Source organism: Vibrio algicola, assembly GCF_009601765.2.
Classification (GTDB): Bacteria; Pseudomonadota; Gammaproteobacteria; order Enterobacterales; family Vibrionaceae; genus Vibrio; species Vibrio algicola.
On sequence record NZ_CP045699.1, the window covers coordinates 2,051,996 to 2,070,668 of the forward strand.

Below are 18,673 nucleotides of genomic sequence, written 5' to 3' on the forward strand. Positions count from 1 at the left end.
ATTACCTAAGAACATTGAAGCGGCAAGCTTGTCGCTTCAAGTTACAACAGATTGGCTCTGACTCTTAATCGGTGTCAGAGCCTATTTTAAAAGAGGCTAGGAGCATTCGATGCAAATTTTTACTAACCATATTGGTTACCCTTGCTTTAGTAGCAAAAATGCTGTGGTACTTGCCTCAACACTGGACCAACATCTGACCGCTAAATTGGTCGATGCGAATACTCATCAAGTGGTGAAAAATCTCCTCATCTCTGGCAAAAAATCAGTCGATAACTGGCATTTTGGCGACTTCTATCAAATCGACTTTTCAGACTTCACCCAAGCCGGCCACTATTACCTTGCGATTGGCAGCGATCATTCTCATGCTTTTGAGATCGGTCAAAATGTGCTAATGAAGCGCACTTTTTCCGATTGTTTGCACTATTTAAAATCTCAACGTTGTGGCGGGATCTTCGATCAACGCGACCGCAAAACCCCTGTTCTTAATAGTGAAAATACCGTCGATGTGCATGGCGGTTGGTATGATGCCTCTGGGGATGTGAGTAAATACCTCAGTCACCTTTCTTATGCCAATTTCCTCAACCCACAACAAATTCCAATGGTTGTGTGGAATATGTTGAAAGGTTTAGAACTGACAGCCGAGATGAACAGTTTTGCCCGTTTTTCGACGGTTCGATTAACCGAAGAAGCCTTATTTGGCGCTGACTTTTTAGTGCGTATGTTGTCACCTGAAGGCTATTTCTACACCACTGTTTTTGATAAGTGGAGTAAAGATATTAATCAGCGCGAGATCTGCGCTTATGAAACTCAAGATGGGCATAAAGGCGAAGATTATCAAGCTGGATTTCGTCAAGGTGGCGGCATTGCCATCGCCGCCCTCGCCCGCGCTTCTCGCTTAGAAGAACACGGTGAATTTAATTCAAATCAATATTTAGAAGCGGCGATCAAGGCTTATCAACATTTGGTTGAGCACAATACTCAATACCTCAATGACAGCACTGAAAACATCATTGATGAATACTGCGCGTTATTAGCGGCAGTCGAACTTTTCCACTGCACTCAAGAACAAGAATTTGCCAATCAAGCACAGATCTGGGCACAACGTTTAGCTCAACGCCAAATGAGTGATGAGAATATGACTCACTTTTGGTCGGCTAATGATGATGGTTCTCGTCCTTATTTCCATGCCGCAGAAGCCGGTTTGCCCGTGATCGCACTATGTGAATATTTAGCAATTGAAACCGACCCTAATGCCAAACAAGTTACGCGACAAGTGATTGAAAATGCGCTTCGTTTTGAATTAATCATCACAGGTAAAGTCAACAACCCATTTGGTTACCCGCGTCAATACGTTAAAGGGGTCGATGAAGCCAAACGAGAAGCCTTTTTTGTCGCTCACAACAATGAGTCTGGTTACTGGTGGCAAGGTGAAAATGCCCGTTTAGCCTCGTTATCCTGCATGGCCAATATTGCGCAAACTCACCTACAAGATGCCGCCCTTATCTGCGATTTACAGCGTTTTTCACAATCGGCGTTAGATTGGATTGTCGGCTTGAATCCGTATGACATGTGCATGCTCGATGGCCATGGTCACAACAACCCAGACTATCTACCCGAGCTTGGCTTTTTTAATGCTAAAGGCGGCGTATGTAATGGCGTGACGGCCGGCTTTGAAGATGAGCAAGATATTGCGTTTAATCCCGATGGGCAAAAAGATGACATGCTGCAAAACTGGCGTTGGGGTGAGCAATGGATCCCACATGGTGGTTGGTATTTATTGGCAATCATTGCCCAACAACATCATCTTGATTACGCCATGAAGGAGTCATTATGAACTCATATTATTTAGTCGGTATTGATGGTGGCGGAACCTCTTGCCGTGCTCGTTTAACCGATCCGCAAGGCAACATTTTAGGCGAAGGAAAAAGCGGCAGCGCCAATATTTTATTAGGCGTGGAAGTCGCAATGGCTTCAATTATTCATGCCGTAAGAAAAGCCGCTAAACAAGCCGGTCTCAGCGAAGCCGATTTTCATTCGATGCACTTAGGCTTGGCATTAGCGGCAGCGGAACAAAGAAAAACGTGGCAAGGCTTTATGCAACTGGATCACCCTTTTGCCAGCATCGTATTAAATACCGATGCTTATGGCGCGTGTTTGGGCGCACACAATGGTCAAGATGGCGCAATCATGATCGCAGGAACAGGATCGTGCGGGCTATTGATCAAACAAGGTCAGCAACATGTGGTTGGTGGTCGTGAATTCCCGATTTCCGATCAAGGCAGTGGCGCGATCATGGGTTTGCATTTAATCCAATACACTTTACTCGCTCAAGATGGCATCAAACCCCATTCCGATATTACGCAAATTGTGATGCAGCATTTTAATCAAGATGTTGATGCCATTGTTGAATGGTCGAAAAGAGCGCGCCCTTGTGATTACGGCCAATTTTCGCCACAAATATTTCAATGTGCCGCCAATGGGGATGAGGTTGCCAACAATCTTTTACAACAAACTGCGGCCGATCTTGATATGTATCTAGAGGCACTTCATCAACGAGGCGCTAGCAAGATTGCCTTAATGGGTGGCATTGGGGTGCGTATCGGGCCTTGGCTCAAACCGCAAAGCCAGCAATGGTTAGTCAAGCCGCAAAAAGATGCCATTGATGGTGGGCTAATGATGGCCAGTAAACCAGAGCACAATTTATTTTAAGGTCTTTGTTTTAAGGACATTGCTTTAAAACCGTTATTTACAATGCTTATTGAAAAGCACTTGCTTTAAAGCGTTGATTTTTACGCGATGGCGAATATAACTAAAAATAACACCGCAAAAGGTGGGAATATGAATTACCGAATTGATCTTGCTGTTATCGAACAACAAACCAACTACTCTCGTTTTGGTTTAACGCTGCATAATCTAAGTGATCATGATCTACATGATTGGAGTATTCATGTCAGTTTTCGACGCTATATTCAGCCACAAACGTTAACTCAAGGTCAGATTAAGCAAGTGGGAGGTTATTGTGTTTTTACCCCACCACAAGGCGTAACCTTACAAGCTAATAATTCGTATTATGTTGAATTTGGTACCAATACTGCGCCTTTCCAATTACTTGATGACGGGTTTGATGATGCCTTTATTCAAATGGTCAAAGATGGCATCACCCAAACACTTAATGTGGTGGTCACCCCGATCGCCCTTTCATCCAGTCCAAAGAGACGCATTTCGCTTCCTGTGGTTACTGCCAACTTAAATGGCGTGATCCCAGCCCCTCAGTTTATTGAAGCGCAAACCGGATACTTTAATTTAGAAACGCCAATCACCTTTCAAGCACACAGCAGTTACGCTCAGTCCGCTTTGGTATGGCTCGCCGATGAACTCAGCCAAGTTACTGACTTTCCGATAAAAAAAAGCAGCCAAGGCAACGTCTGTTTTGTGACTACGCCAACCCTTGCCGAAGGTGAATACAAATTAGAAATTCAAGCTCAGCAAATATTACTTGAAGCCAACTCAAGCAGTGGTTTTATGTATGCTGCCACCAGCTTACTGCAATTGATCAGCAACCAATTTGATGCCAACAGCCAGCAATTGCCTTGCACTTTAATTCAAGATAAACCGCGCTTTGAGCACCGAGGCATGATGCTCGACTGTGCTCGTCATTTCCACACCGTCGAGCAAGTTAAGCGCTTGATCAATCAATTGGCCAAATACAAGTTTAACGCCTTTCATTGGCACTTAACCGATGATGAAGGTTGGCGAGTGGAGATCAAAGCGTTGCCACAGCTCACCGACATTGGGGCATGGCGCGGACTAAAAACGCCAATCGAGCCGCAGTATTCTCACTTAAGCGAGACCTATGGCGGCTTTTACAGCCAAGACCAAATCCGCGAGGTTATCCGTTATGCCGCTGAGCGCAATATCACAGTGATCCCTGAGATCGACATTCCAGGTCACTGCCGCGCCGCGATTAAATCATTGCCGCATTTATTAGTTGATGCCGAAGATCAATCGCAATATCGCAGCATTCAATACTACACCGATAACGTGTTATCCCCTGCCCTACAAGGCACCTACACCTTTATCGACACCGTATTAGAAGAGATCGCCGATTTATTCCCATCGCCTTTGGTTCACATTGGTGGCGATGAAGTACCAGAAGGGGTATGGACTCAAAGCCCGAAATGCCAAGCGTTAATGGCTTCGCAAGGCTATACCGACCCTAAAGAGTTGCAAGGACACTTATTACGCCACGCGGAAAATAAACTCAAATCACTAGGCAAGCGCATGCTCGGTTGGGAAGAAGTTCAGCATGGCGATAAAGTTAGCAAAGACACCATTATTTGCTCTTGGTTAAGTGAAGACGCCGGTTTGCATTGTGCCAGCAATGGCTTCGATGTCATTTTGCAACCCGCGCAATTTACCTACCTCGACATCGTACAAGACCATGGCGCAGAAGAAATGGGCGTCGATTGGGCTGGGGTGACACCGCTTGAGAAATCATACAGCTATGAGCCTTTATCTCAGCTAGACAGTCATGACCCTGTCCGCCAACACATTTTCGGTATTCAATGCGGTTTATGGTGCGAGATCATCGACACCCCAGAGCGCATGGAGTACATGCTTTTCCCACGACTTCTGGCCATAGCGGAAGCGTGTTGGACCGAAAAACAAAACCGTAATTGGCAAGACTTTTTAGCGCGTTTACATGGCCATACACCAACGTTATCGCGCCAAGGGGTAAAATTTAAATCACTAAACTGATCAGCTGTTTATCCCCTAGGTAATACGGGGGATATTTTTAATTTTAAGTAAGAATTTTGATTAAGGAAGAGAAAATGAAATACGGCTTTTTCGACAATGACAATCGTGAATATGTCATCACTCGTCCAGACGTGCCTGCACCATGGACCAATTATTTAGGCACAGAAAAGTTCTGTACGGTTATTTCTCACAATGCAGGTGGTTACTCTTTCTATAACTCACCAGAGCATAATCGTGTCACTAAGTTTCGCCCTAACGCGTCATTTGATCGCCCTGGACATTATGTCTATTTACGCGATGATGAAACCGGAGATTACTGGTCAATCTCATGGCAGCCAGTAGCAAAAAGCCTCGATGAAGCAAGCTACGAAGTGCGTCACGGCTTGTCTTACTCTAAATTTAAGTGTGAGTACAACGGCATCACCGCCACTAAAACCTTGTTTGTACCAAAAGGTGAAGACGCAGAAGTGTGGGATGTGGTGATCAAAAACACCAGCGACAAACCACGCACCATCAGTACGTTCTCGTTTGTTGAATTCTCCTTTAGCCACATTCAATCCGACAACCAAAACCATCAAATGTCATTGTACTCAGCCGGTACTGAATACAAAGACGGCGTGTTGGAATATGACCTTTATTACAACACCAATGAGCAGGAAGGTTTTTACTACCTCGCTTCTACGTTCGACCCAGATTCATACGATGGTCAACGTGATAATTTCTTAGGTTTATACCGCGATGAAGCCAACCCAATCGCGGTAGAACAAGGCAAGTGTTCAAATTCAGCCCAAACCTGTTACAACCATTGTGGCTCGTTGCATAAGCAATTTGTTATCCAACCGGATGAAGAAGTTCGCTTTGCGTATATCTTAGGTATTGGTAAAGGTAACGGCGAGAAATTGCGTACTAAATACCAAGATCTGGCAAATGTCGATGCGGCTTTCGCTGGCATTAAAGCCCACTGGGATGAGCGTTGTAACAAGTTCCAAGTGAAATCGCCAAACCAAGGCTTAGATACCATGATCAACACTTGGACTCTATACCAAGCAGAAACTTGTGTGGTGTGGTCGCGTTTTGCTTCCTTTATCGAAGTCGGTGGTCGTACTGGTCTGGGTTACCGTGATACCGCCCAAGATGCAATTTCAGTTCCGCATTCCAATCCTGAAATGACTCGTAAGCGTTTGGTTGACTTACTGCGCGGCCAAGTGAAAGCTGGTTATGGTCTGCACTTATTTGATCCTGATTGGTTTGATCCGGAAAAAGCTGATGTTAAACCGTCTAAATCTCCAACTGTGGTTCCGACCCCAAGTGATGAAGATAAGATCCACGGCATTGAAGATACTTGTTCAGATGATCATTTATGGATCGTCCCAACCATCTGTAAATATGTGATGGAAACCGGCGAAGAGTCATTCTTTGATGAGCAAATTCCTTACGCGGATGGTGGCAACGCTAGCGTTTACGATCACATGAAAGCGGCGCTGGATTTCTCGGCTCAATATGTCGGCAACACCGGTATTTGTAAAGGCCTACGCGCCGATTGGAACGACTGCTTAAACTTAGGTGGCGGCGAGTCTTCTATGGTGTCTTTCCTGCATTACTGGGCGCTACAAGAATTCATCGACCTCGCTAAATACCTAGGCAAAAACGACGATGTCGATACTTACACCACCATGGCAGAAGGCGTACGCCAAGCATGTGAAACTCACCTGTGGGATGACGAAGGTGGTTGGTACATTCGCGGCCTAACCAAAGATGGCGACAAAATCGGCACGGCGCAACAAACCGAAGGTCGTATTCACTTAGAGTCAAACACGCTCGCTGTCTTGTCGGGCGCCGTATCGCAAGAACGTGGCGAGCGTGCGATGGATTCGGTCGATGAGCACTTATACTCTCCTTACGGCTTGCACTTAAACTCTCCGTCTTTCTCTACTCCAAATGATGACATTGGTTTTGTCACTCGTGTGTATCAGGGCGTAAAAGAAAACGGCGCGATCTTCTCTCATCCAAACCCTTGGGCATGGGTAGCAGAAGCCAAATTAGGCCGTGGCGATAAAGCGATGAAGTTCTACGACGCGCTTAATCCTTACAACCAAAATGAAATGATCGAAAAACGCATTGCTGAACCGTATTCATACGTTCAATTCGTGATGGGACGCGATCATCAAGATCATGGCCGAGCAAACCACCCGTGGTTAACCGGTACTTCTGGCTGGGCTTACTTTGCGGTAACCAACTTTATCTTAGGCGTGAGCTTAGGTTTTGAAGGCTTAAACATTGACCCATGTATTCCAACCGATTGGCCTGGATTTGAAGTGACTCGTCAATGGCGTGGTGCGACTTTCAACATCACAGTACAAAACCCAGATAATGTCAGCAAAGGGGTGAAATCCATCACTTTGAATGGCGTAGCAATCGAAGGCGCGATCCCAACTCAAGCGGATGGCAGCGTGCATGACGTTGTGGTGGTAATGGGCTAGAGCTAAAAAACATCGTCATCCCGATCATTAGCATTTTTGGGATGACGCTGAACAATTACATTTTAAGGATATCGTTATGATCAAATTTGGAACTGGCGGCTGGCGCTCATTTATTGGGGAAGAATTTACCCAAGCCAATGTTCGCCTCGTCGCTCAAGCTGTTGCCAACATCATGATCAATGAAAATGCGGTCGATAAAGGCTTTGTTATTGGCTATGACCGCCGCTTTTTATCCGATAAAGCTGCAACATGGTTCGCCGAAGTATTAGCCGCTAATGGCATTACGGTGAGCTTTATTAATCGCTTTGTCCCAACCCCGATTGTGATGTTTCAATGCAACAAAATGGGCTGTATTTATTCAGCTTGTATTACCGCGTCCCATAACCCAGCCGACTATAACGGCATTAAAGTGTTTATCGAAGGCGGGCGTGATGCCGATGAAATCATCACCGAAAAAATTGAAACTCAAATTGCTGGCTTAACCGCAAGCGATGTCAAACGGGTCGAATTTGAAGACGCGATCGGAACAGGCAAAGTGGTCATCATTAATCCAATGAACGATTTTGTTGATTCAGTGATCAACTTTATTGATATTGAAGCGATTAAAAAAGCCAACTTACGCGTACTGATTGATCCTATGTTTGGGGTGGCGAAAAATGCGCTGCAAACGGTATTGATCAATGGTCGTTGTGATGTGGATGTGATCAACGATGGCGAAAACCCTTCTTTCGGCGGTTTAATGCCATCACCCAATGCTGCAACCTTATACCGTTTAAAGCACTTAGTGGCAGCGGAAGGTTATGACATTGGTATTGGTACCGATGGCGATGCGGATCGCTTAGGCATCATCGATGAGAAAGGCAACTTTATCCACCCAAATGAAGTGCTAATGCTGCTGTATTACTACTTACTTGAGTACAAAGGCTGGAAAGGCTCGGTAGTACGGAACATTGCTACCACCCACCTGTTGGATAAAATCGCAGCCGATCATGGCGAAAAGAGCTTTGAGGTTCCAGTAGGCTTTAAGCACATCAGTAGCCAAATGGAAGCCGACGATTCACTGATTGGTGGTGAAAGCTCGGGCGGCTTAACCATTCGCGGCCACATTAAAGGCAAAGATGGCGTATTTGCCTCTAGCTTATTGGTCGAGCTTATCAGTGTAACTGGCAAGAAGTTATCTGAGATGCTGGATGAGATTTACGCTCGTTATGGTTATGCCTACACAGCGGAAGGCGATTGCACCTTTAAGCCTGCGCAAAAAGACACGTTATACAACAAAATTTATGTGGAAAAAATTCTACCTGAATTTGAATATGAAGTAGAGAAAGTCAGTTATGAAGATGGCGCTAAAGTCTACTTCAAAAATGGCGGCTGGGTCATTGCCCGCTTCTCTGGCACTGAACCACTACTGCGTATTTTCTCGGAAATGGAAGACAAGCCAACCGCAGAAAAAATCGTCGCCCAGATGAAAGCATTTTTAGCGCTATAAAATAGCCAGCAAACTTACTTCTAAAAAAGATCACAGTGAAAGCTGCGATCTCTTTTTTTTGTTTTAACTAACAGAAAGCGAGTTTACCCCCATTTTAACAATTTACTTACCGATCAAAATTGAATACAGATAGAAGTGTAAAAGGCAATGGACGGCCTTTTCTCAAGCGACCAAGGATGGGACCGCATTTTTTCAGCGTATTAAAATTAATTAGGATTGGGATAATTCCGCCTAAATTTTGCTTGGTTGGGCGCTGGTTTTTTTGTGTAAATCGTCATGGATGACGATTAGGCTTCTTGAGGGCATGGATGTCCTCTTGAAGCCGTTAACAAAAAGACCAAGTCCATCCAAGATAACAAAATTTTTAGCGGCGGCCTTTTTGCCACCTTTTTTGGCTGTTGAAAAAAGGTTGGTCGCCGAAGGCTAGCCGATGAACAAACAAAGTGAGGTTAAATGTAATAAGAAGATGACTCCGAAACGAGTATTATCAATACAACAACCCTCCCTTAGCGGTGAGCTCGACACTAAACATCAATATATTGGCTAAAGGAAGGGAATAAGGCATTAGAATAACTAATCCATTACCTCGATTTTGATCTTGCAAACTTAGTCACATTTAGATTGCCGAAATTGTGTATTAACACTACTATTCTCGCCATCAATAAGGTCACTTTTCAACCGGCTTTATTTCACCCTATTTTGCTTAAATTATTGTTATTAACCCAGGAGAGATTGCATGTCTGCGCCGCTTAGTTTTATCAAACTAACCTTTTTGATCGCCATTTTAGCGGCGGTCGGACAAATGACGCAAACCATGTATGTCCCATCAATGGGCTATATGGCGCATGAATTCCATGTATCGGCAGCCTCAATGCAAGCGGTTATGGCGTGTTACTTGATCCCTTATGGCTTATCACAATTTATCTACGGCCCATTATCTGATCGCTTTGGTCGTCGCCCGATTATTTTAGTCGGCCTGAGCATTTATATTACCGGCTCAGTTATTGCCCTTTTTTCGCATAACTTTAGTTTATTTCTAGTTGGCAGCTTTATCCAAGGCATGGGAATTGGTTGTGGCGGCGCAATGGCTCGCACCTTAACCCGTGATTGTTTTTCTGGTGCGCAACTGCATAAGGTTAACAGCTTAATTAGCATGTGTTTAATGTTCTCGCCTTTAGTTGCGCCTTTATTAGGTGGCTACTTAACCGAAGCGTTTAACTGGCGTGGTAGTTACTTATTCTTAGCTCTATTTAGTATTGGCGTGACTATCATCATGTTTACTCACATGAAAGAAACGCTACCAAAAGAATCTCGTCGTTATGATTCGGTTAGCACAAGCTATCGTTATGTGCTCAGTAGTCGTCAGTTTCAAGGTTACCTGTTATGTTTAGTCGCAACCTTTGCTGGTGTAGCATTATTTGAAGCGGCGGCGGGCGTACTATTAGCGGGCAAATTGAAACTTGCCGCCACCACAGTGAGTTTATTATTTATTGTGCCGATCCCTGGTTATTTATTAGGCGCGGCAATGTCGAGTTGGGTTGCCTCTCGTCATTCAGAAAAACGAGCGCTTAATTTTGGCTTAGTCGCCATTGCGATTGGTTCTTTGGTGATCTTTATTCCAGGCGTATTTGGTTACACCAATGCATTAACGCTAGTTGGCGGCGCAACCATTTATTTCTTAGGCGCTGGGGTGTTATTCCCGGCGGCGACCACTGGTGCTATCTCTCCATTTCCACATCACGCGGGTACTGCTGGTGCGATATTAGGCGGTTTTCAAAATTTTGGCGCGGGGCTTGCCACATTGGTTGCCGCGATGATCCCGGCGCAAAATCAACTGCCATTAGGGGCATTGATGTTAACCATGTCTTTATTAGCTGTGATTGGTTTGCATCGAGTCAACAAAACCCCAATCTCACCCGATTCTTTGGGATCTGCGGTTTAATCGTGATTTGAGTATATCCATTCAAACAACAAAGCCGCACTCGAGCAATCGAGTGTGGCTTTGTTATGTCAATTCCAACAATTTAATCAGCGACCAAGGATGGAGCCGCGTCTTTTCGGCGTATTCAAATTGATCAAAAATTAAATGGAATGGGTATTATTTATCGCCCAAAATTCAAATCTACTTTAAAGCCGGCGCTGCAAACTCGATCCCCGCCCAACCATGTGTGATGAAATTACGAATATTTTGATGATCTTCATTTTCTGGATGTTCCAATACATCTTGACGATAAAACTTGCCAAAACATGCCAAGGTTTGCGCTTCAGTCAGGTTATGCATTTGCGCAAAAGCAAAGATCTTGCAAGAGCCATTATTCTGCCCCGCATCATTCTCCACTTCACCATTTTTAAATGCCGTTGGCGTAAAGGTAAAGTTTCCATCAATCACACTAATGGTCTGTTCAAATTCAACCGATAAAGGTTCGGTCGTTACTTGGTGTACAAATTCGGTTAATTCCATCTACTGCATTCCTTTTATAAGCATTGAATTAATATCTCAAGCTTAACATTAGATAAAACAGAGTTCGAGAAATCACTGTAACTCATCATTTCAAATAAAGAACTAGCCAAACACCACTGCGGAGCTAGTATCAACCGCCACACTGACACTTTGGCCAACATCGAGTAGTTGATTGGCTTGAGCGAGTAATTTCACCCCTTGCACATCGATCATATAGCGGCAATGATCACCCATAAATTGTTGCTCAATCACTTGAATATCCCCCTCGGCATCAGCGTGGATCATCACTTGTTGTGGGCGCAATAAAATCTCACAGGCCTGTCCTTCTCGCACATTAGAACCCATAACTTCAAGTATGCCTAATACGCTATCAAAACGGTTTTCGACTCCTTTGATTGCGGGTAAATAAGCACCGCCACCTAAGAAATTAGCCACAAACTGACTCGACGGTTGGTAGTAAAGCTGCGCCGCGCTACCAAATTGCTCGATCACGCCGTGATTCATGACCGCCATTTTATCGGAAAAGGCAAACGCCTCTTCACGACTGTGAGTCACAAAAATTGCGGTCACGCCCTGCTTCTTAAAAATCGAGCGAATATCACGAATAAGATCATGGCGAACTTGAGTATCGATATTGGAGAACGGCTCATCCAATAATAATAAATCCGGTTTATAAGCCAGCGAGCGAGCGATGGCGACACGTTGTTGCTGTCCACCGGATAATTGATGCGGATAGCGATCATTTAAACCGGATAAATGCACCAATTCGAGCATGCTTTCTACCACCTCAGCTTGCTCTATTTTATTCAAATCGGTTAAGCCAAACGCCACATTTTCACTCACGGTTAAATGTGGAAACAGCGCATAGTCTTGGAAGATCAAGCCGATATTACGAGACTCTGGCGGCAACCAAGTGTCACCATTGTCGATCACGGTATTGGCCAAGGTCATGTTGCCTTTTGATAATGGCAGCAATCCGGCAATCGCTTTTAGTAGCGTGGTTTTGCCACAACCGCTAGCACCAAGGAGACAGACGATCTCGCCTTTTTCTACCGTTAAGTTGAGATCTTCAAGTACCGCTTGAGTACTTGATTGATCATCGTAACAGCAAGTAAGATTGCGAATGGTTAATGCCGCTTGAGAGGCTGTGTGTTGGTTTTGGTTTGAGTATTGAGCATTACCTGACATTATTAATGCGCCTTTTCCAATGAACGGTTAACTAAGATTAACGGGATCAATCCCACTAAGATCAATAAAATAGCAGGCAGTGCCGCCATTTCTAATTGCTCATCAGAAGCAAAGTTATAAACATAAGTGGCTAAAGTTTCAAAATTAAAAGGCCGTAACAGCAAAGAGGCGTTGAGCTCTTTCATCGACTCAATAAATACCAGTAAACCGGCGATCAGTGCGCCGCGCGACACCAACGGCAGATGAACTCGGCGTAACATTTGATTGGTGTTGCATCCCATAGTGCGCGCCGCCATATCCAAGCTTGGTGATACTTTGCTTAATCCGCTTTCAATACTGCCAATCGCCACCGCCGAAAAACGCACGGTTAATGCAAATACTAACGCGAACATAGTGCCGGAGAAAATCAAGCCAGGTCGTCTCCAGTCCATCAATTTTGCAATATCATTCACGCTATGATCTAAGGTTAATACTGCCACCATAATACCAATCGCCAGCACCGTGCCCGGAACCGCATAACCCAGTGAGGCTAATCGCATCGGCAAAGCGCTGTTATTCGAATCATTGGATAAGCGGCGATAAAAATTAACCACCAAAGCTACGCACACAGCGGTTATCGCAACGCTAAAGGAAACATATAAGCTATTGATGGCGTAAGTGGTGAATTCAGTGGACCAACTGCGACTAAAATAGCGTTTGGCATAATCGCCTAATTGAATGATCGGAAATAAGAAACCTGCACACACTAACCCCCAGCACCAAAATGAAACCAGCCATTTTTTGCCTCCAGTTAATGTATAACGATTATCTTCATGGCTAGAAAATTGAGTTTGAAAACGTTTTTGCTTGCGACGACTGTAACGCTCTAGGCTTAATAGCAACACCACCACCAACAACATAATGGCGGAGATTTTGGCGGCTGCCGTCAAGTTAGAATAACCGAGCCAAGTATCATAAACGGCGGTGGTTAAGGTGCGCACCGCAAAGTAATTCATGGTTCCATAATCGCCCAGCGCTTCCATCGCCACTAAAGATAAACCAACCGCAATCGCTGGGCGAGCAAGAGGTAATGAGACTCGACGGAAACTTTGCCAAGGGGTACATTTTAACAGGCGAGCAGAATGAAGCAGCGATGAACTTTGTTCCATAAACGCCGCGCGAGCCAATAGGTAAACATAAGGATAAAGCACTAAAGCTAAAATGGTGATCGCGCCAGCAAGCGTGCGTAAATCGGGGAACCAATAAGCGCGAACCTGCCAACCGGTCAGATCTCGTAATAGAATTTGTATCGGCCCTGCCACATCAAACCAATCGGTATAAATATAACCCACGATGTAACCTGGCATCGCCAACGGTAATACTAATGCCCATTGCAGCACCTTTTCACCTGGTACTTTGCACATCGCCATAAACCAAGCGGCAGGCACGCCAAATATTGCACTCAGCAACATAGTGCCAGCCACTAAAACCACGGTATTATAAGTGTAGGTCGGCAGAACAGTGGCAAATAGATGAGCAAACAAATCGTCGGTTTTGCCCAGCGAAGTATTAAATAGCGCGGTATAGAAGATCGCCAGGATCGGCAAAACCAGCAGCAAGGTTAAGCCCCAACTGCTGGTTTTCCATAATAAAAATCGTTCTTTCATTCCCTACCACTCAAAGGTCGAAAGTCAATAGGATCCCGATGTCATTACAAGCTGCAGCTTGGCTAACCATTTAATGGTTTACGTCCACTGCAACTCGAGTTCAAGGGGGCAATCACTGATTAAAGATCAAACTTCACTTCATCAAGCAGTTTAATTGCCGCGGCATGATGCGCTGCAATCTCATCGAGAGATAAAGTATCGGCTTTATAATCCCCCCATGACGCCACTAAATCTGAACGTTTCACGCCCGATTTTACTGGTGATTCAAAGTTGTCTTGTGCATACATACCTTGCGCCACATCACCCGACAAAAACTCCATTAACTTAACGGCATTGTCTTTATTGGGTGCGTATTTCGCCATCGCCATACCACTGATATTCACATGAGTACCTTTGGCTTCTTGACCTGGGAAGTTGATGTAAACTGCATCAGCCCAAGCTTTTTGATCTTTATCGTTCAGCATTTTACCTAGGTAGTAACTGTTGCCGAGAGACACATCACATAGACCTTCTTTGATCGCTTGAACTTGAGCACGATCGCTACCTTGGGGCTTACGAGCAAGGTTAGATTTCACACCTTCTAACCAAGTTTTGGTTTCCGCTTCACCATAATGAGCAATCATGGCGGAAACAAGTGAAACATTGTAAGGATGTTTACCAGAACGAGTACAAATCTTGCCTTTAAATTCAGGCTTAGCTAGATCCAAATAATCAAATGAAGCCGGTAGTTTACCAATGCGATCTTTTGATGAATAAACCGCGCGAGCACGAGTGGTTACGCCAAACCATTCGCCTTCTTTATCACGGTATTGAGATGGGATATTGGTATTAATGATCTTGCTATCCACCGGTTGCACTACATCCATTTTAGTTAATTCAGCCAGACGACTAATATCAACGGTAAGCACGACATCTGCGGGGCTGTATTCACCTTCTTGCTTAAGTTTTTCCGCTAAACCTTCTTTGGCAAACTTAACATTCACTTTAATGCCGGTTTCTTTGGTGAATTCCTTCAGCATTGGTTCAACAAGAAATGGCTGACGATAAGAGTAAACATTTACTTCGTCTGCCGCCATAACACTGGGTGAGAACGCACTGACCGCAATGGCAGAAGCAAGAAACAGCTTTTTCATATTCAATCCTTTAATAAGTTAAACGCAAGTGATAATAGTTATCAATGCGATTATTGTATAGAGTTTGTTAAATAACTCAATATCTCAGGATAGATAAATGTCAAAAAGCCCCACTCAAACGAGCAGGGCTTTGTAATTAAATGTAAATATCTTTCATCCTTGGCGCTACAGAGTTGTTGGCTACGTTTATTCACCCTAATCACATAGTTGACATAGTGACCAACAAAGCTGCGGCTTCAATTACGACGAGTATTACTTATTTAGATGAAGAAAACTCAGGGTAAGCCACGACACCACAATCGTGAATGTCCATACCTTCAACTTCTTCTTCTTCTGATACTCGGATACCCATTGTTGCTTTGATGATACCCCAAACCACAAGGCTAGCACCAAATACCCAAGCAAAGATAACCACTGCGCCGAACAACTGAGCGCCAAAGCTTGCATCAGCGTTACTGATTGGCACAACCATTAGGCCGAAGACACCACAGACACCGTGTACCGATAGTGCACCTACTGGATCATCAATCTTCACTTTATCAAACGCTAGAATACTAAATACCACTAAGATACCCGCGACACCACCAACCAGAACGGCAGCGACTGGTGATGGTGAAAGAGGGTCGGCAGTAATAGCGACTAAGCCAGCTAATGCACCGTTAAGAATCATCGAAAGGTCCGCTTTACCCCAGATTGATTTAACTACAATCAGCGCAGCAATCGCACCAGCTGCTGCAGCCGCATTGGTGTTTAAGAAAATTTGACCTACCGCAGTGGCATTTTCAAAGTTAGAAAGCGCAAGTTGCGAGCCACCGTTAAAACCAAACCAACCCATCCATAAGATAAACGTACCTAATGTTGCAAGCGGCATGCTTGAACCTGGAATTGGATGAATGTCGCCATTTTTACCGTATTTGCCTTTACGAGCACCAAGTAGTAACACACCTGCTAGTGCAGCAGCCGCGCCGGCTAAGTGAACAATACCAGAACCCGCAAAGTCACTAAATCCTGCTTCTGCTAGGAAACCACCACCCCATGTCCAGTAACCTTCCATTGGGTAAATAAAGCCAGTAAGAACCACCGCAAAGACTAAGAAAGAGAAAAGTTTCATACGCTCAGCAACCGCACCAGAGACCACCGACATTGCGGTAGCAACAAACACAACTTGGAAGAAGAAATCCGATCCGAGTGAATGGTCTGCACCTTCTGCTTGAGTACCAATTAATGCGCCAATAGAAGGAATAAAGCCGCCTTCATCATTGCCGACGTACATTATGTTGTAACCCACTAATAGGAATACCGTACAAGCAATAGCATAAAGCACAAAGTTTTTAGTTAAGATTTCGGTGGTATTTTTAGAGCGAACCAACCCCGCTTCTAACATGGCAAAACCGGCTGCCATCCACATCACCAACGCCCCTGAAATAAGGAAGAAAAAGGTATCGAGTGCGTATCGTAGTTCTACTACTGTGGTTGAAAGTTCCATTTTAAATTCTCCAATCGTTCTATTTTAAGCTAGCAATTTATACTCAAGTCATTGATGTTTGTAGCGAGCGTTTCAATAAAGCTACAACGTCAAGCAAGACGAGTAACAAGGCTTATAGTGCTTCATCATCCGTCTCACCAGTACGAATACGTACCGCATGAGTTAGGTCGTAAACAAAGATTTTACCGTCACCAATTTTTCCGGTTTGCGCCGCTTTAGTGATGGCTTCAATCACGCGATCCACATTGTCTGCTTGGGTTGCGATTTCGATTTTCACTTTAGGTAGGAAGTCCACTTGGTATTCCGCACCACGATATAATTCAGTGTGGCCTTTTTGACGCCCGAAACCTTTCACTTCAGACACTGTCATGCCTTCAATACCCACATCGGCTAGCGCTTCACGGACATCGTCTAATTTAAATGGTTTGATAATTGCGTTAATCTGTTTCATTGCATTCCCTCGTCATGTTCTGCATTTACACCCATCTTAATCTGGGTATAGGCTGTTAATGCTTAAAACATAATCAAGTTACATGCCAACTTTTTAAGTCACTGTTAAATAAGAAAATGATAGCGCAGAGGGAGAAGTACTCAATAATGAATGCACCATGATAGTGCGAGCGCCTCACGATCGGAGGCAAGATAGGAAAAGAGGGTTTATTAATTTAGTGGTTTATTAGCTTACAAATGCACGCCAAGATTGCAAAACTTGTTCAAAATCTTCAATACCGCACCAAGAAACACTTTCTTCATCGTAAGCCGAAAGTGAATCATCGAACTCTTCTTCTTCATCAGAGTCCATATTTAACAAATGGTTAGCACTGATATGAATTTCATTTTGTTCAATCGATAGCGTCCAATCCTTGCCTAATTGTCGCCATTCTTGATTGATGTTTTTTTGTGCACCAAGTTGTTGCACGATAGCATCGAGTTTATCGACATCGGTGCCGATCTCTTCAATTAACCAATGTCCAATGGCTTCGTGCCCAGATGAAAACACCACCCGATAACTGCCGTCTAAGGTATTTTTCTTAAATTCGAAATCCAAAATTGCCTCTACTAATCAAATGGGTTATTAGCAGATATACCCTCAACAACTTGGATATAACCACAATAATCATGCGCCTTATCACATAAATATGTAATGCTTTGCTTCAAAATGCAATTTTTAAAGTCCAATAATGGTGGAATATGTCTTTTTTCAAATTAAAAGCTAGCCTGATCACGGGTATATTAGCGCTATCCGCGATGCAACCTTCTTTTGCCAGTACCGAAGTACACCCAAGCTTTGATATTCATAGTTACACTCAACAAGCACAAAGCAATTACCCCGATCTCAACTGGGTCAGTGTTACCGATATCAAACAAAGCCTACCCAATCATCCGATTAATATTGGCCTAGATATCGACGATACCATGTTATTTTCTTCGCCAGTTTTCTATTACGGCCAACAAAAATACTCACCAGGTAGCAATGATTATTTAAACAATCAAGATTTTTGGAATGAAGCCAGTACTGGGCTGGATCGTTTTTCTATTCCGAAAAAAAGCGCGGTTGCTTTAGTGACGATGCACTTACAACATGGTGATACAGTCTATTTTGTGACTGGCAGAAACGCAGTCACTAAAGGACATGAAACCGTCACCGACACCATTCGTTCTATTTTCCCTAAACAATATAGAGCGCAGATCCAACCGGTGATCTTTGCGAACGGACTCGAAAAAGAGACCCAACTGAAACAAGCTAAAATCCAATTATTTTATGGTGATGCGGATCAAGACATCACTTCCGCGCAACATATTGGAATTGAAGGGATCCGCTTCTTAAGAGGCGCACAAACCACCAACATCCCGATGCCACATGCGGGAAAATTTGGTGAAAAAGTGCTAGAAAACTCAAACTACTAACCTTACCTACCCCGATAAAAAAGGCAGTGAGCCCGACGACTTCACTGCCTTTGTTCACTATCATCAATAAATTAACTCATCTACTTACAATGAAATTTGATCGGAAATGTACTTTCCTAACACA

Annotated in this window: 14 protein-coding genes; 7 read left to right on the top strand and 7 right to left on the bottom strand. The window is 44.1% G+C overall.

The window, feature by feature from the left end:
* Window positions 1–109 precede the first annotated feature (109 nt).
* The 6 genes from GFB47_RS09330 to emrD all read left to right on the top strand — a co-directional run bounded on the left by GFB47_RS09330 (window position 110) and on the right by emrD (window position 10,669).
* A complete protein-coding gene (locus GFB47_RS09330; protein ID WP_153447740.1) occupies window positions 110–1,834 on the top strand; it encodes a glycoside hydrolase family 9 protein in 1,725 nt (574 codons plus the stop codon).
* Complete coding sequence (locus tag GFB47_RS09335; protein ID WP_153447741.1) at window positions 1,831–2,709, top strand: N-acetylglucosamine kinase; 879 nt, start codon at window positions 1,831–1,833, stop codon at window positions 2,707–2,709. The genes GFB47_RS09330 and GFB47_RS09335 overlap by 4 nt, the downstream gene beginning before the upstream one ends.
* A gap of 129 nt (window positions 2,710–2,838) precedes the next feature.
* Window positions 2,839–4,758, top strand: coding sequence for a beta-N-acetylhexosaminidase (locus tag GFB47_RS09340; RefSeq protein WP_153447742.1), 1,920 nt, complete (start codon window positions 2,839–2,841; stop codon window positions 4,756–4,758).
* A gap of 74 nt (window positions 4,759–4,832) precedes the next feature.
* Window positions 4,833–7,238, top strand: a complete 2,406-nt coding sequence (locus GFB47_RS09345; protein WP_153447743.1) for a GH36-type glycosyl hydrolase domain-containing protein — start codon at window positions 4,833–4,835, stop codon at window positions 7,236–7,238.
* Window positions 7,239–7,314: 76 nt separating this feature from the next.
* Window positions 7,315–8,727 (top strand): phosphoglucomutase/phosphomannomutase family protein, encoded by a 1,413-nt coding sequence (locus tag GFB47_RS09350; RefSeq protein ID WP_153447744.1) that lies wholly within the window; start codon window positions 7,315–7,317, stop codon window positions 8,725–8,727.
* 736 nt (window positions 8,728–9,463) lie between these two features.
* Complete coding sequence (gene emrD, locus GFB47_RS09355; RefSeq protein WP_153447745.1) at window positions 9,464–10,669, top strand: multidrug efflux MFS transporter EmrD; 1,206 nt, start codon at window positions 9,464–9,466, stop codon at window positions 10,667–10,669.
* A gap of 180 nt (window positions 10,670–10,849) precedes the next feature.
* Here the strand turns inward: emrD and GFB47_RS09360 are convergent, their stop codons facing one another.
* The 7 genes from GFB47_RS09360 to GFB47_RS09390 form a co-directional block, all read right to left on the bottom strand.
* Entirely contained in the window at window positions 10,850–11,188 is a 339-nt protein-coding gene (locus GFB47_RS09360; protein ID WP_153447746.1) for a HopJ type III effector protein, read from the bottom strand.
* A gap of 102 nt (window positions 11,189–11,290) precedes the next feature.
* Entirely contained in the window at window positions 11,291–12,376 is a 1,086-nt protein-coding gene (locus GFB47_RS09365; protein ID WP_153447747.1) for an ABC transporter ATP-binding protein, read from the bottom strand.
* A 2-nt stretch (window positions 12,377–12,378) separates the two neighbouring features.
* Complete coding sequence (locus tag GFB47_RS09370; RefSeq protein ID WP_153447748.1) at window positions 12,379–14,022, bottom strand: ABC transporter permease; 1,644 nt, start codon at window positions 14,020–14,022, stop codon at window positions 12,379–12,381.
* Between the two features lie 119 nt (window positions 14,023–14,141).
* The gene (locus GFB47_RS09375) at window positions 14,142–15,155 is read right to left on the bottom strand and encodes a Fe(3+) ABC transporter substrate-binding protein (protein WP_153447749.1); all 1,014 of its coding nucleotides are present in this window, start codon (window positions 15,153–15,155) and stop codon (window positions 14,142–14,144) included.
* Between the two features lie 256 nt (window positions 15,156–15,411).
* Window positions 15,412–16,641 carry an ammonium transporter gene (locus GFB47_RS09380; protein ID WP_153447750.1) on the bottom strand — a complete coding sequence of 410 codons (1,230 nt, stop codon included), beginning with the start codon at window positions 16,639–16,641 and terminating at the stop codon, window positions 15,412–15,414.
* Window positions 16,642–16,753: 112 nt separating this feature from the next.
* The gene (gene glnK, locus GFB47_RS09385) at window positions 16,754–17,092 is read right to left on the bottom strand and encodes a P-II family nitrogen regulator (RefSeq protein WP_153447751.1); all 339 of its coding nucleotides are present in this window, start codon (window positions 17,090–17,092) and stop codon (window positions 16,754–16,756) included.
* A gap of 225 nt (window positions 17,093–17,317) precedes the next feature.
* Window positions 17,318–17,689: a YacL family protein gene (locus GFB47_RS09390; RefSeq protein WP_153447752.1), complete on the bottom strand. Its 372-nt coding sequence runs from the start codon at window positions 17,687–17,689 to the stop codon at window positions 17,318–17,320.
* Between the two features lie 143 nt (window positions 17,690–17,832).
* On the opposite strand from GFB47_RS09390, the gene aphA reads away from it, so the two are divergent.
* Window positions 17,833–18,549: an acid phosphatase AphA gene (aphA, locus tag GFB47_RS09395; protein ID WP_153447753.1), complete on the top strand. Its 717-nt coding sequence runs from the start codon at window positions 17,833–17,835 to the stop codon at window positions 18,547–18,549.
* The last annotated feature ends 124 nt before the right edge of the window (window positions 18,550–18,673 follow it).

Coding starts and splice junctions, on each gene's coding strand:
- GFB47_RS09380 (WP_153447750.1), bottom strand. CDS start 16,641: ATGGAACTTTCAACCACAGTAGTAGAACTACGATACGCACTCGATACC.
- GFB47_RS09335 (WP_153447741.1), top strand. CDS start 1,831: ATGAACTCATATTATTTAGTCGGTATTGATGGTGGCGGAACCTCTTGC.
- GFB47_RS09360 (WP_153447746.1), bottom strand. CDS start 11,188: ATGGAATTAACCGAATTTGTACACCAAGTAACGACCGAACCTTTATCG.
- GFB47_RS09330 (WP_153447740.1), top strand. CDS start 110: ATGCAAATTTTTACTAACCATATTGGTTACCCTTGCTTTAGTAGCAAA.
- aphA (WP_153447753.1), top strand. CDS start 17,833: ATGTCTTTTTTCAAATTAAAAGCTAGCCTGATCACGGGTATATTAGCG.
- GFB47_RS09345 (WP_153447743.1), top strand. CDS start 4,833: ATGAAATACGGCTTTTTCGACAATGACAATCGTGAATATGTCATCACT.
- glnK (WP_153447751.1), bottom strand. CDS start 17,092: ATGAAACAGATTAACGCAATTATCAAACCATTTAAATTAGACGATGTC.
- GFB47_RS09350 (WP_153447744.1), top strand. CDS start 7,315: ATGATCAAATTTGGAACTGGCGGCTGGCGCTCATTTATTGGGGAAGAA.
- GFB47_RS09375 (WP_153447749.1), bottom strand. CDS start 15,155: ATGAAAAAGCTGTTTCTTGCTTCTGCCATTGCGGTCAGTGCGTTCTCA.
- GFB47_RS09365 (WP_153447747.1), bottom strand. CDS start 12,376: ATGTCAGGTAATGCTCAATACTCAAACCAAAACCAACACACAGCCTCT.
- GFB47_RS09370 (WP_153447748.1), bottom strand. CDS start 14,022: ATGAAAGAACGATTTTTATTATGGAAAACCAGCAGTTGGGGCTTAACC.
- emrD (WP_153447745.1), top strand. CDS start 9,464: ATGTCTGCGCCGCTTAGTTTTATCAAACTAACCTTTTTGATCGCCATT.
- GFB47_RS09340 (WP_153447742.1), top strand. CDS start 2,839: ATGAATTACCGAATTGATCTTGCTGTTATCGAACAACAAACCAACTAC.